The sequence below is a fragment of the Mycobacterium liflandii genome (assembly GCF_022354805.1).
Lineage (GTDB): Bacteria > Actinomycetota > Actinomycetes > Mycobacteriales > Mycobacteriaceae > Mycobacterium > Mycobacterium marinum.
Genome location: NZ_CP023138.1, coordinates 2,955,722 through 2,968,576 on the forward strand (window position 1 = coordinate 2,955,722; position 12,855 = coordinate 2,968,576).

Annotated in this window: 11 protein-coding genes and 2 pseudogenes; 6 read left to right on the forward strand and 7 right to left on the reverse strand. The window is 64.1% G+C overall.

Annotation, left to right across the window (positions count from 1 at the left end; all coding sequences use genetic code 11):
* Positions 1-41: 41 nt before the first annotated feature.
* Positions 42-1,064, reverse strand: a complete 1,023-nt coding sequence (locus CKW46_RS13390) for an LLM class flavin-dependent oxidoreductase (protein ID WP_482053253.1) — start codon at positions 1,062-1,064, stop codon at positions 42-44.
* 8 nt (positions 1,065-1,072) lie between these two features.
* Complete coding sequence (locus tag CKW46_RS13395; RefSeq protein WP_015355389.1) at positions 1,073-1,885, reverse strand: Rv0792c family HTH-type transcriptional regulator; 813 nt, start codon at positions 1,883-1,885, stop codon at positions 1,073-1,075.
* A 175-nt stretch (positions 1,886-2,060) separates the two neighbouring features.
* Here CKW46_RS13395 and CKW46_RS13400 point away from each other — a divergent pair, with 175 nt between their 5' ends.
* The gene (locus CKW46_RS13400; RefSeq protein WP_117436321.1) at positions 2,061-2,387 is read left to right on the forward strand and encodes a putative quinol monooxygenase; all 327 of its coding nucleotides are present in this window, start codon (positions 2,061-2,063) and stop codon (positions 2,385-2,387) included.
* On the opposite strand, the gene CKW46_RS13405 is transcribed toward CKW46_RS13400, so the two are convergent.
* Entirely contained in the window at positions 2,377-3,318 is a 942-nt protein-coding gene (locus CKW46_RS13405; RefSeq protein WP_482053254.1) for an antibiotic biosynthesis monooxygenase, read from the reverse strand. The genes CKW46_RS13400 and CKW46_RS13405 overlap by 11 nt on opposite strands.
* 54 nt (positions 3,319-3,372) lie before the next feature.
* A complete protein-coding gene (locus CKW46_RS13410) occupies positions 3,373-3,768 on the reverse strand; it encodes a RidA family protein (RefSeq protein ID WP_012394291.1) in 396 nt (131 codons plus the stop codon).
* 544 nt (positions 3,769-4,312) lie between these two features.
* On the opposite strand from CKW46_RS13410, the gene idsB reads away from it, so the two are divergent.
* The 3 genes from idsB to CKW46_RS13425 are packed head-to-tail and all read left to right on the forward strand — an operon-like array spanning position 4,313 to position 6,654.
* Entirely contained in the window at positions 4,313-5,299 is a 987-nt protein-coding gene (gene idsB, locus CKW46_RS13415; RefSeq protein ID WP_117436300.1) for a geranylgeranyl diphosphate synthase IdsB, read from the forward strand.
* Positions 5,299-5,850: a hypothetical protein gene (locus CKW46_RS13420; RefSeq protein WP_252872423.1), complete on the forward strand. Its 552-nt coding sequence runs from the start codon at positions 5,299-5,301 to the stop codon at positions 5,848-5,850. Before idsB ends, CKW46_RS13420 begins: the two co-directional genes overlap by 1 nt.
* A 24-nt stretch (positions 5,851-5,874) precedes the next feature.
* Entirely contained in the window at positions 5,875-6,654 is a 780-nt protein-coding gene (locus CKW46_RS13425; RefSeq protein ID WP_252872424.1) for a hypothetical protein, read from the forward strand.
* A 41-nt stretch (positions 6,655-6,695) separates the two neighbouring features.
* Here CKW46_RS13425 and CKW46_RS13430 read toward each other — a convergent pair whose 3' ends face one another.
* On the reverse strand, positions 6,696-7,568 hold the full coding sequence (locus tag CKW46_RS13430; RefSeq protein ID WP_020787570.1) for an alpha/beta fold hydrolase: 873 nt from the start codon (positions 7,566-7,568) through the stop codon (positions 6,696-6,698).
* A gap of 185 nt (positions 7,569-7,753) precedes the next feature.
* On the opposite strand from CKW46_RS13430, the pseudogene CKW46_RS13435 reads away from it, so the two are divergent.
* A pseudogene (locus CKW46_RS13435) lies at positions 7,754-8,048 on the forward strand (GlsB/YeaQ/YmgE family stress response membrane protein).
* A gap of 204 nt (positions 8,049-8,252) precedes the next feature.
* Here the strand turns inward: CKW46_RS13435 and CKW46_RS13440 are convergent.
* Positions 8,253-10,697 carry a glycogen/starch/alpha-glucan phosphorylase gene (locus tag CKW46_RS13440; RefSeq protein WP_117436322.1) on the reverse strand — a complete coding sequence of 815 codons (2,445 nt, stop codon included), beginning with the start codon at positions 10,695-10,697 and terminating at the stop codon, positions 8,253-8,255.
* 207 nt (positions 10,698-10,904) lie between these two features.
* Positions 10,905-11,582: a VldE C-terminal domain-containing protein gene (locus CKW46_RS13445; protein ID WP_015355395.1), complete on the reverse strand. Its 678-nt coding sequence runs from the start codon at positions 11,580-11,582 to the stop codon at positions 10,905-10,907.
* 252 nt (positions 11,583-11,834) lie between these two features.
* On the opposite strand from CKW46_RS13445, the pseudogene CKW46_RS13450 reads away from it, so the two are divergent.
* A pseudogene (locus CKW46_RS13450) lies at positions 11,835-12,820 on the forward strand (linear amide C-N hydrolase).
* The last annotated feature ends 35 nt before the right edge of the window (positions 12,821-12,855 follow it).

Genomic DNA, 12,855 nt, shown 5'->3' on the forward strand with positions numbered 1-12,855 from the left:
TACTCGGTGAACCGAAAACTGTTGCCAGGCCGGGTAGCGGCTTAGTCGAACGCCGGAAGAACCTCTTGGCCAACGGTATGAATCAAGTCCGACCGTGCGACATCTGGAATGGTGAACAAGAAGGTGCCCACCCCGGACTCGTAGTATTCGTTGATTCGCTCGATGCACCTATCCGCGGGGCCGACGATGAGACCGTCGTAGGGAACCGCCGAGAATTCTGTCCTGATCTGGGCTTCCTGCTCGGCGGAGTCGGTCGGCGCGAGCAGGGCGGTCACCGAGAACCGCAACGTGGTGGGGTCGCGTTGCGCGGTGGCGCAGGCCTGGGCCAGAAAGTCTTTGCGCTGCTTGACTTTCTGCGGCGACCACCACCGCACGTTGATTCCCTGCGCAGAGCGGGCGGCGATGCGGTGAACCCGGTCGCCTTCACCCCCGACCCACAGCGGTGGATGCGGTGTCTGCACCGGCGGTGGGTCACAGATCGCGCCGTCGAGGGTGTAGAACCGCCCGGAGTACACCGGATCGGGCTGCGTCCAGATCGCTGTGATGACCTCTAGCGCCTCGCCCAGACCGGTGACGCGGTCCCCGACGGGTAAGAACGGGATTCCGTAGGCGGTGAATTCGCGCTCGAACCAGCCGGCGCCCAGGCCGAGGTCCAGGCGCCCCTCGGAGATGATGTCGAGCGTGGCGGCCATCTTGGCCAGCACCGCCGGATGGCGGTAGGAGTTGCACAGCACGCTGGTCCCCAGGCGGATGTAGGTGGTATCGCGGGCCAGTGCGCTAAGCGCTGTCCATGCTTCGAGCAGCGGCATCGTCGCGGGCCGGTCTCGCCCGTCGCGGCGCTCGTGCTCGCCGCTGATGCCGGCCTGCGTGACGTAGTCGTCGGGACTCAGGGTCAAAAAGTGATCGCAGAGCCAAACGGAATCGAAGCCGTAGCTTTCGGCGAGGGTGGATACCCGGACCATGTCGGGATAGTCGCTGATCGCCAGTCCCTGGGTCATCAGCGCCAGGATCAACCCGAACTGGGGGCCGCCGTGTTGTGGCGGGTTGCTGGTGTTTTCGTGCATGGCACCGTCTACCTTTCGGTCATCCCGGCTCGCTGTCCCGGCATCGTCCGAGGCAGGGTGACGCAGAATTCGTATCGCTCGGGGCGATGGTGGAAGAGCACCACCTCCAGCGGCTTGTCCCCGTCGGTGTAACTCGTGCGCCGCAGCACCAGAACGGGCGCGCCTTCCGACAAGCCCAGTGCCGCTGCGATTTCCGGGGAGGCTCCGGCCGCCTGAATCTCATGGGTGGCCGAGCTGATGCGCACGCCGAGTCGTTGTTCCCACATCGTGTAGGTGGTCGCGGTCACCGATGTGGCTGAGAGCAGCGGTTCGACGGCGTCGTGGGGCAAATCCGCCGGTAGGTAGCAGGTCACGATCGCCAGCGGTTGATCGGATTCGCTATAGCGGCGCTGAATCCGCAGCACTTCCGAACGCCCCAGGGCGGCACCCACCGACTGGGGCGCCGCGACGACCGCATGGGCCAACACCTCGACGCGGGGCGTCACCCCCCGGCTCAGCAGTACCTCGGTGATCGTCCGGACACCGGACTCCAAGTCCTGTTTCACCGGCTCGGCGACGAACGTCCCCAACCCCTGACGGCGGACCAACCAGCCCTCGTCCTCGAGAATTCCAACCGCGGCGCGCACGGTCGACCTGCTAACACCCGAACGTGCGATCAACTCTTGCTCGGTCGGCAGCCGGCTGCCGGGGGACAGCGCCCGCTCCAGGATCTGCGTCCTCAACAACTCCGCAAGCTGGACACTCGCCGGCACGCTGCCACGGGTGACTCGCAGGTCGGCATCGGCGAGATCGTGTCGGGGGGAATCCTCATCGGACGTCATAAAACGTATTACATCGCACTCGCTCGGGATTCGGGATATGCGCTGGTCATCGGCCATCTCCGCCGCAGCGCCACGGCTGGGCCCTGCAGCTGGAGGCGCAGTCATCATGTAACGTTTATAAACGATTAGTGACAACGGTGTCAAAGTGACCTCAGCCACCCAACAGGAGGTACCCGTGTCCGACCCAGTAAGCGTTATCGCGCGATTCGCCCCACTACCGGAAAGGCGTGCTGATCTGCGGGTGCTGCTCGCGGGCATGGTCGGTCCCACTCGATCCGAGGAGGGCTGTCGACGCTACGACCTCTACGAGGCGCCGCCGGACGGCGAGCTGGTGTTGATCGAGCGCTATGACGATCAGGCCGCCCTGGAACACCACCGCACGACCGAGTATTACCTCAACTACCGTGCCCAACTGAGCGCGTTGTTGGCCAGTCCGATCACCGTCAGCGTGCTCGCGCCCCTCGACGAGGCAGAGGCGAGCAGGCATCGGCTCAGAGAGTGACCAGCGCCCAAAAGCCAAGCAGCACCGCATAGAGCACGATGACGAGGATCGTTCCTCGAATCGTGATCCGTGTTGGCACACCCGGATTCAGCCAGAAACTCAGGGCACGGGTGGCAAGCGGCATCAACAGGAAACCGAGAGTGATGGTGCTCAAGATGTTGGAAGTGAAGGTCCGCAAGAAGAACGGGACGCCCTTGTCCTGCAGGTAGGTCATGAGGTAGCTGATGCACATGATCGTGGGGTAGAGCATCAGCAACACGGTCATCGACTGTTTCCAGTTCGGCGTGTTCGCCCCATCGACCTCGTTGAAACTGAACCAACTGCCGAAGGCACTGGGCACCTTGCGCACGACGTTTCGCTCGATGTGTTGGTTGAGTTCAGCCAACAGCTTGGCGCGTGTGTGCGACGTGAGCCATTCGTCGGCGTAGCGCGGCTCGGTGAAGCGATACAAACTGGTCCACGCGCCCCCGTCGTGAGCGGGTTCGAGCAGTTCGTAGCCGGTGAATCCGTCGAAGCACCGCGCCGCCGTTTCGAGGGCCTTTTCCGCGGCGAGAAACTCGGTTTCCCGGCCCGGCCGCGGGGATGTGCTGGCCACCACCGTGACCACGTGGGCGGCCGGCCGGCCGCCGACCATGGTGTGTTCCTCGGCGGGGGTCTCCAGCAGCCGATCGCCGCGTTCGAGCAACTCGCGGCGCCGTTCGGACTGCATCCAATACGACAGATTTTCCTTGGAATCGAACCGGAAGATGATGACCCAGTCATCATGGATACCGGGCACCGGGGGAATGGTCTTGGTTCCGATGAACCCGGGACTGCTGCTGGTGGCGGCGTCAATCTCGGATTGCCAAGCGCGGTAGGCCTCGACGTGTTCGGGGCGTACCTTGCGAGCCACCACGGCGGTCGTAACGACGCCGCCACCGTAAGGGCTCATCTGCCCGCCTTGAGCCCGTGCCGAACGGGGCGTAACCCGGTGTCGGGCACCGCGCTACGGCCTGCGGGCGACGAAGTCGACCTCGACCAAGGCGTCCAGCGCGAGTGCGGTGACACCAATACAGGTGCGGGCGGGCAGCTTTCCCGGTTCAAAGTAGGACTTATAGACGCCGTTGAACGACTCGTAGTCGCGTTTGAACTCGGTGAGGAAGGCGCGTGTCTGCACCACGTTGCCGAAACCGATGCCCAGCTCGCCGAGCACAATCTCGAGGTTGTGCATCACATTGCGGGTCTGGGCCTCGATCCCGTCCGGTAGCGGCTTCGCGTGGTCGTCGGGATAGTTGGGCATCTGCCCGGTGATCCATAACCAGCCGTCGCTTTCGACAACATGGCTATACGGTGCACACGCGTCAGGCGCCGCGTCGAACATCATGAATGTAGGAATACCCATAGCCTTGCCTCCGCTGCGAATTGTTTGAAAGGCGCGCAATTTGTGGTGGGCTTTTCCGAGCGTAACAGGCCGCCGGTACCGGATGGTATGCGTCGATGACGCAATTGCCGACACCGGAAGGCGCCGCGTCGGGTATCTCGCAACCGGTCCGACGTGGTGCTGGGCGGATCGACCACGCGATCTTGTGTTGCAGGCGTGAGACGGATTGCTGGGGCATTCGGCCTGTTCGCCCAGGTTGGACCGAAGTCGTGAGACACGGCAGGGCGGCCGCCGCCCGGAACCCATGTCAGGTTTGCTGATTGGTCGCGGGGATGGGCTGATATCGATTTAAAATGCTTGGTGAAGGCGCCATTAAAGCCGCCGCAACCCGCCGTCGAGAACCAAGGAATGAATTGAGACGTGTTGTGCACCAATCGGATAATTTTGGCAGGATCCGATGTGGTGATCGAGAGTCGAAAGCCGGTTCGCGGCAAACCGACACACTGGTTGTGAGTTTGCTGGCAACGCTGGGATCTGGACGTTCCCGTGGCGTTGGGGAGGCACGTTGACCGCGGACGGGACTTGTGAGAGCGATGTGCCCGCCGAGGTTGTGCAGCTGTTTTTGAGCAGCGCTCGAGCCGCGTGTGATCCGGTGTTGCGCAGGGCCGTCGAGTCGATGCCGGAACCGTTGGCGACGATGGCCGGCTACCACCTTGGCTGGTGGGATATCGATAGATCCGCCCTAGCAGGATCGTCGGGCACGTTCGTTCGCGCCGCTCTGGTCTGGGCGGCCGCCGCGGCCTGCGGCGGTGATGCCGGCAACGCGGCGCCGATTGCGGCGGCGGTGGAGTTGGTGCACAGCGGCACGTTGCTCCATGACGACGTGATGGCTGGGGAGGTGACCCGCGGCGGCAGGCGCGCGGTGTGGAGTATCTGGGGCATCGACAACGCGATCCTGTTGGGAGATGCGTTGCAGACTGCGGCTATTCGGACCCTGACCGACCTGCCTGACCCGGGCGTGGCGGTCCGGGCGGTCATGCGGTTGGAGACGTCGTGCCTGGACTTGTGTATCGGCTGGTTCGAGGATTGCGCATTCGAATGCGGTCAAGCCGGCCCGGTCGACAGTTACGAGCGGATGGCCGCAGGCAAGACTGCGGCCTTGATCGGTTGTTGTTGCGGTCTAGGCGCTTTGGCCGCCGATGCCGGCGATGCCACGATTGCGGCGTTGGAACGGTTCGGCCGTGAATTGGGTCTGGCGTTCCAATGCGTCAACGACCTTGGCCGCCGTAACGCGACACTGACGGTGGCGGCCGCACTGAACTCACGATCCGAAGCGGCCATCGAACCGGCGGCGCTCTGCCACTCCGGCAGTTTCATGGCAACCGGTGACATCGATCGCGCCGCAACCCTTGTCGACGTTGCCGCGGGACGCCACGCCGTGCAGCGATGCGCCGATCAACGCATTCAAGCGACTGTCGCGGCACTGCCCGATGCCGTGCGATCCCGCGATCTGATCGCGTTGTCGCAACTGATCTGCTGCCGGGAGCGCTGATGGCCGGGGAAAACGCCGTGGACATCGCCAGTTTTCGGCGCAACTCCCACGACGAGGTGCTGGACAACCTCACCAAAGGCATTGCTGGCGTGTTGCAGGAGGCATTTGCCGACTCGCCGTGCCGCGACTTCTTCCTGTGGTGCTCGTCGCCGCAGAGGCCGGCGCAGCCCGAATGGCTGCGTCTCAGCGGCAGCGGAGCCACGCATGCGATGACGGAAAAGGTACTTCTGTACTCAATGGAGGACGCCCACGCCGAGCACCTGCTGGGACAAAGCTCCGCCCTAAACACGTACCTGGCTTTCGACGCTGTCGCCAACGATCTGGGCATCGGGCTCGGCATGGATCCTCGCCTCGACGGCCCCCACGAACGGCTGCGGCGCAAACTTGCGACCGATGTCAATCACGCGGCCATCCGTGCGCTATCGAGGCCAAGGCCCGCAGCGCCGATGTTGCTCGCCGATAGCCGCGCGAGCGCTCGTCGCATCGACTTCTTGATTCAGACGCCGAGTGGAGCTGCCTATTCACAGCTGGTCAAGGCCTTCAACGCATAATGCGGCCGGAATGTGCGAGCTGACGTGCGCGCCGCGCTGTGGCCGCTGCTCGTCGGCAACATCATCGCCGCTCGCGGGGTGCTGCGCGCCATCAGGGGACTGCGCTACGCCGAACCGGTGCGGCGCTATCTGCTCGGGCGCTACACCGGCGTCAATCGGATGATCGGCACGGGACTCAGGGGCGGAATCGGCCAGCGGCTGGAAAGCAGCGCCGATGCGATCTTGGCCTCCACCACCCTGGGGTACTACATCGCCTTCCTGCTGGACACACCCGAGTACCGCGACGTGCCGATGGAAGAGATCGATCTGCTCTTGTTCCGCGCACTTTCAGCGTGCAATCGTCTCGTCTGCCTGCTGAGCGACATCGGGCCCGAGTTGTTGAAGAATCAGTCCGGCCGTGAGGATCTGGCGAATCGGATCACCGATGCCACAGCGGCAACGGATTCCAGGTTCGATGAGGTGTTGGCCCGCGTGTGCGCCGACGACCCGATGACCACACGCTTGGAGAAGGACCTCACGCGCCGCCAAACCAATCTGGCTCTCGACTCGCTACATGCCTTGCCGGTGGCCAAGGCGGCGCCGGCCTTCGTCAAGCGATTGAACTATTTTGCCCATGCCTATGGCACGGCGGAGCGGTCGCTGATCGACGCATGTCAGGGTCTGCGCCACCTCACCGGGCGTTCCGAGATTTCCAAGCTCGTCCTCAACTTCTTCAGCTTTCACGACTCGGACTACGCGAATTCATACAACTTGGTCGCCGGCGGATACAGCGGGGTTTCGCTGCGCATGGTCCCACCGGCCTAGATCACCGTACCCGCGAAGCGCTTGCCAGAGGCCGGCCGGTCTCAGCCGGGCCGGTGGGCGCAAAGATGCTGCGACACCACGTCGTTGAAGGTCTGCGGGTTTTCCAGGAATGGGAAGTGCGTGCCACCCCGCCGTCCCGGGACCCGGGCAAATTGCGCGCCGGGGATCTGCCGCCACATCCATCGTTGGGAAGCGATCGGCACATTGACCGAGTCGCCGGCCAGCACCAGCGTTGGCAAGCCGATGTGCGCCATCAGCCCGCGCCAGTCATGGGTTGCCACGTCAAAGATCAGGTCGGCGGCGCAGCGGCGGTCCAACGTCTGGCCTTGCTCCACGAGCCAGGCCAATTCATCTGCTCCGATGCCTTCGGAGACAACCTCGGTGACGAAGTCCGGACGCGGGTCATCGCCATCGGCGCGCAGCCGATCAGTGAACGCGAACAGTCCGGTGGGGTCCATCGTCGCTCCGGCCTCGAGAGCCTGGGCACCGGTCCACGCGGGATTTCTTAGCGCGCAGGGCATCTGGTCGACCAGCAGCAGCGAGGCGAGCCGATCGGTACCGAATAGCTCGAGGTAGGACCAGATCACCGCGCACCCCATCGAATGTCCGAGCAGATGGACCTGATCGAGTTGGTGTGTCTGCAATACGGTTCGCAGGTCGGCGGCAAGGCGGTGGATGTGATAGCCGAGCTGGGGGGTTGACGAACGACCGTGCCCGCGATGATCGATCGCCAGCACCCGCCATGTGTGCGACAAACCAGCCAGCTGATGGCGGAAGATCTGTGCGGTGAGCGACCAGCCGGGCAACAACACCAAGGCCGGGCCCTCGCCGGCCGCCGTGTGGCCGATCACGGTGCCGTCGTTGCAGACGGTTTCTCCCACTTCGATCCGGTGGGGCTGCGCAGCGGATTCCATAGGCTTCGACCCTAGGGCCGAGATTCGTTCAACCGGGTGAATTTCTTGCGACCGACGTTTACCGCACATCCGGGCCAGTGCCGGCCGATTCGGATAGCGGTGGGCGGTGTGTACATCGCGCCGACGTTTATGTGGCCGGCGCCGGGGGTATTTCAACTGCACCTGCAAACCCCCTTGGAGGACAGATGACTATCACCGGCGTTATCACTGCAATTCTCATCGGCACGGTAATCGGCGTGCTCGGCCGACTCGTCGTGCCAGGCCGACAATCCATCGGAGTGCTCGTCACCATCCTGGTCGGCATCGTCTCCGCGTTCATCGGGACCGCGATCGCAAAGGCTGTCGGAATCCTGACCGCGACCAGTGGCGTCGACTGGCTCGAACTGCTGGTCCAGGTCATCGTGGCCGCTGTTGCCATCGCTGATGGGCAGGCGGCACTCCGGCATCACCGGCGGTCGCCGTTCCGGACTGCTGCACTGACAGCCAGCCGACCCGTAATCCCGGCTGATCGTCTACGGCCGGGATTACGGCAGTCCTGCACCGGCTCTGACGGCACCGCGGCGGTCAATAGTCGCTAATGGTGATGCCGCCCAAGGTTATTCAAGGGGGTACCTTGGGCGGCATCCAGTGCGGACGGGAGTGCTCGCCGCGCAGGTGTCGGCCACTCGCCGGCGAGCCGGGCAGTCAGTCCGGGCGGGACCCAATGGTCACCGCGGCGATGTTCCAGATATCGTCGCAATATTTGGCGATCGCCCGATCTGAGGAAAACTTCCCGCTGTAGGCGGAGTTGAGAATCGACTTGCGAGTCCAGCTTTCGGTGTCTTGCCAGGTGTTGCTGACTTCCTGCTGGGCGCGCAGGTAGTCGGCGTAGTCGGCATTGACCAAGAACGGATCCCGCTCGCTCAGGTTGGCGATCAGCGGCGCAAACACCTCGGGGTCACCGCCGGAGAACGCTCCCGAACCAATCAACCCCAGAGCCGCCGAGAGTTCCGCGTTTTCGCGGATGTAGTCCCGGGGACGATAGCCCGCGGCCAAAACCCGCTGCACGTCCTGGACGGTCAGGCCGAACAGGAAGAAATTCTGCGCGCCCACCTGCTCGCGGATCTCGACGTTGGCCCCATCGAGGGTGCCGATGGTCAGTGCACCATTCATCATGAACTTCATGTTGCCCGTGCCGGATGCTTCCTTGCCGGCCGTGGAGATCTGCTCGGAGAGATCGGCCGCCGGATAGATCATCTGGCCGCTTTGCACATTGAAGTTCGGGATGAACGCGACCTTCATCCGGTCGTTGACGTCGGGATCGGAGTTGACGATTTCCGCGACGGAGTTGATCAGTTTGATGATGAGTTTGGCCATGATGTAGCCGGGTGCCGCCTTGCCGCCGAAAATGTATGCGCGCGGAGCGGTTTCCAGATCCGGATTGAGCTTGAGCCGGTGGTAGGCGGTGATGATGTGCAGCACGTTGAGATGCTGGCGCTTGTATTCGTGGATGCGCTTGACCTGGATGTCGAAAAGCCAGTCCGGGTCGAGCTCGATACCGGTGCAGGACCGCACATAATCCGATAGCCGGGCCTTGTTGGTTCGTTTGACGGCCCGCCACCGCTGCTGAAACGCCGGATCACCGGCCAACGGCGCCAGCTCGCTCAAGCGGTCCAGGTTGCGCAACCACCCAGGGCCGAGTGTTTCATCGAGCAGTTTGCGCAGGCCGGGATTGGCCAGGGCAACGAATCGGCGCGGGGTCACCCCGTTGGTCTTGTTGCTGAATCGCTGCGGCCACATCTCGTAGAAGTCTTTGAGCACAGTGGTTTTCAGCAGCTCGGAGTGCAGCGCCGCGACACCGTTGACCGCGTGGCTGCCCACGGTCGCCAGATGCGCCATGCGGATGCTGCGGTCGCCGTCCTCGCCGATCAGCGACATCCGTCGGACCCGGTTCTCATCGCCGGGAAACCGTGCCCGTACCTCGTCGAGGAAACGCCGGTTGATCTCGTAGATGATCTCCAGATGTCGCGGCAGGAACCGTTCAAACATCGACAGGGGCCAGGTTTCGAGAGCTTCCGGCAACAGGGTGTGATTGGTGTAGGCCAGCGACGCCACGGTGATCCGCCAGGCCTCCTCCCAATCCAGGTCACGTTCATCGACCAGCAGCCGCATCAGCTCGGCCACGGCGACCGAGGGGTGGGTGTCGTTGAGTTGAATCGCCACGCGGTTGGGCAGCTCCTGCACGGGCAAGCCGGCGAAGTCCTCGAGCAGGTGCAGGATGTCCTGCAGCGAACAGGACACAAAGAAGTACTGCTGGGCCAGCCGCAGTTGTTTGCCGACTTCCGGCTCATCGTTGGGGTAGAGCACCTTGGTGACGGTTTCGGACACCACCTGGTCATCGACCGCCCGGTAGTAGTCGCCGGCGTTGAACGCATCCAGCGCCAGTGACTGGATGGCCCGGGCGCTCCACAGCGTGAGGGTGTTGCAGGTGTTGACTCCGTAGCCCTGAATGGGCGTGCCGTAGTAGACGCCCTTGATCGCGCGCTGGGGAATCCAGCGCACCCGGTATCTGTCCCGCTCATCGATGTAGGACTCGGTGCGGCCGCCCCAGCCGACCCGGTAGTTCAGTTCGGGTTTGACGATCTCCCAGGGATTGCCGTCGGCCAGCCAGTTGTCGGTCTTCTCCACCTGCCAGCCGTCGCGGATCTCCTGGTCGAAGATGCCGAACTCGTAGCGGATCCCGTAGCCGACCGCCGGGCGCTGCAGGGTGGCCAGCGAGTCCAGATAGCAGGCCGCGAGCCGGCCCAACCCTCCATTGCCCAGGCCGGGCTCCTCCTCGCAGGCCAGTACCTCGTCAAAATCTTGCCCCAGCGCGGTCAGCGCGGCGCGCGCCTCCTCCTCGATCTGCAGGTTGAGCAAGTTGTTGCCCAGGTGCGGGCCGAGCAGAAACTCCGCCGACAGGTAACAGGCCACTTTGCGGGAGAGATCCAGATAGGTCTGGGTGGTCTCGATCCAGCGCTGCTGCATCCGATCGCGCACAGCCAGCGCGAGCGCGCGGTAGTAATGCTTGGGCTCCAGCAGGGCCGCGGGACGCCCGAGCGAATAGCGCAGGTGGTCTTCAATCGCCTGACGCAGGGCATCGGAACTCATTCCGGTGCGCACATCGCCGACATTCGTGGCTGCGGTGGCCGCCTGGGCCGCGGGCAGAATGACATCACTCATGGTCGCGCTTCCCCCATTGGTTTCCAGCCGTCCTGATGCCTGCGAGTATCGCACCGGAGCGTGAATCGCTTCATGAATATCTGACGCCGCGACACCGCCGCGGCAGCACGGCGATGGCGGGCAGCGCCGAATCGATCATTCCCGCGGCGTCGGCTTCATCGACCCGATGAAGTAGGTTTCCTGGCCGGTCGGGTATCCGCCGCCGTCGGTGGCGATATGCACGTGGTCGTAGTGGTTGAGCGTTTCGGAGCCGTAGTCCGCCGTCCAGCTCGGCGCTCCGATGCCCGGGTAGATCTTCTGCCTCCAGATCACGTGAAGCACACCCCAGCGCTTGGCGTTGGCCAACGCGTAGCCGGCGATCTGGTTGCCCAGCTCGATTCCCTCGGGGCTGGCGTGGTCGGGGATCATCACGTCGATGGCCAACCCGTTGGGATGCCACTTCAACGGATCCTGCCGGAACCCGCCGATGGTGGTGATCTGGGGAAACAAGACGCTGATGGCGCGGGCCGCCCAGATGGTCTTGACCTGCAACCCACTTTCCGGCGCGACACCGGAGGGCAGGGAGAACTGGAATTCCTGAGCTGCCGCAGGCACGTTCGCCGCCAGCGACTGGGCCTCCACCGGACTGGCGGTGTGCGGCGCGCTGACCGGTGCGGGTGCCGGGGATGCGGGGGACACCGGAGCGGCCGCCGGCGGCTCGACGCAACAGGGAGGCTTGGCGTTCTGGGCGTAGATCATGGCGGCCGACAAGGCCAGCGAGGCTGTGAATGCCAACCACCGGCCCCGGCCATTGCCGAAGACGTTAATGCCCACGAAACAGCACTCTAGTGTCGGGTGGGACGGGTGGGACAGTGTTTTGGTCGTTGGTTTTCTGGCTTTGTGCGCCGGCGGATGCTCGACCGGATCGGGCCGGTGCCGCCCGCGGTCTGGTCAGAACTGCGACGGTCCATAATCGGCTTCGACGCCAAAGCATCGGCACCGGTTGGTCGATGACGGCGGTTTGTTCGGGATCAGCTTGACCCAGAACCGGTTTCGCGGTCAGTCGCTTCAGGAACGGGGAGTCGCATGTGTACACGCATTCTCTACAGGACCGGCACGGGGACCTACGTCACCGGACGCGGCATGGACTGGAACGACCTGGACATGCAAACGGACTGCTGGGTGTTTCCCCGCGGCATGCGCCGCGACGGCGGGGTGGGGCGGGGTCGATCACGTGGACCTCGAAGTACGGCTCGGTGATCCTGAGCATCTACGACCTGGCGACCTCCGACGGCGTCAACGAAGCGGGGATGGTGGGCAACCTGCTCTACCTGACCGAGTCCGATTACGGCGACCAGGGCGCGCGGTCCAAGCCGACGATCTCGGTGGGGGCCTGGCTGCAGTACCTGCTCGACAATTTCGGCACGGTCGCTGAGGCGGTCGAGGCGATGAGCGCCGATCCGATGACGGTGGTCTCGGCCGACGCGCCGAACGGACGTGCCGCCTCGGTGCATGTCGCGTTGTCCGACGCCGGTGGCGATTCGGCGATCTTCGAGTACCTCGACGCCAAGCTGGTGATCCACCACAGTCGTGACCACACGGTGTTGACGAATTCGCCGGTATTCGAGCAGCAGCTCGCCATCAACACCTACTGGGATCTGATCGGCGGGCACAACATGCTGCCCGGAACCATCACCTCCGCGGACCGCTTTGTGCGCGCCAGCTACGCCCTGAAGGCGTCACCGCAATTCAGTGATCGGCGCCAGGCGGTGGCGGCGGTGTTCTCGCAGATGCGCTCGATCGGAGTACCGCTGGGCATGAGTGACCCCGACAAGCCCAACATCGCGTCCACGTTATGGCGATCGGTGGTCGACCACGACGCTCGGCGCTATTACTTCGACTCGGTGATCAACCCGTCGGTGATCTGGGTCGATCTCGACAAGGTCGATCTGACGCCCGCCGCGCAACCGATGAAGCTCACCGTCGGTGTCCCCGACGATCAGGGCGGCGATGTGTCGCAGAAGTTCGAGCCGGCCGCGCCGTTCCACTTCCTGGCACCGAGTCCGCGCTGAGCGCTGCGCCGCCTCGCGGCCCGACTCGGCGGCGG

Bases quoted from the DNA above. Each gene is read 5' to 3' on its own strand.
- CKW46_RS13390 (WP_482053253.1), bottom strand. From the start codon at position 1,064: ATGCACGAAAACACCAGCAACCCGCCACAACACGGCGGCCCCCAGTTC.
- CKW46_RS13395 (WP_015355389.1), bottom strand. From the start codon at position 1,885: ATGACGTCCGATGAGGATTCCCCCCGACACGATCTCGCCGATGCCGAC.
- CKW46_RS13405 (WP_482053254.1), bottom strand. From the start codon at position 3,318: ATGAGCCCTTACGGTGGCGGCGTCGTTACGACCGCCGTGGTGGCTCGC.
- CKW46_RS13410 (WP_012394291.1), bottom strand. From the start codon at position 3,768: ATGGGTATTCCTACATTCATGATGTTCGACGCGGCGCCTGACGCGTGT.
- CKW46_RS13420 (WP_252872423.1), top strand. From the start codon at position 5,299: ATGGCCGGGGAAAACGCCGTGGACATCGCCAGTTTTCGGCGCAACTCC.
- CKW46_RS13430 (WP_020787570.1), bottom strand. From the start codon at position 7,568: ATGGAATCCGCTGCGCAGCCCCACCGGATCGAAGTGGGAGAAACCGTC.
- CKW46_RS13440 (WP_117436322.1), bottom strand. From the start codon at position 10,697: ATGAGTTCCGATGCCCTGCGTCAGGCGATTGAAGACCACCTGCGCTAT.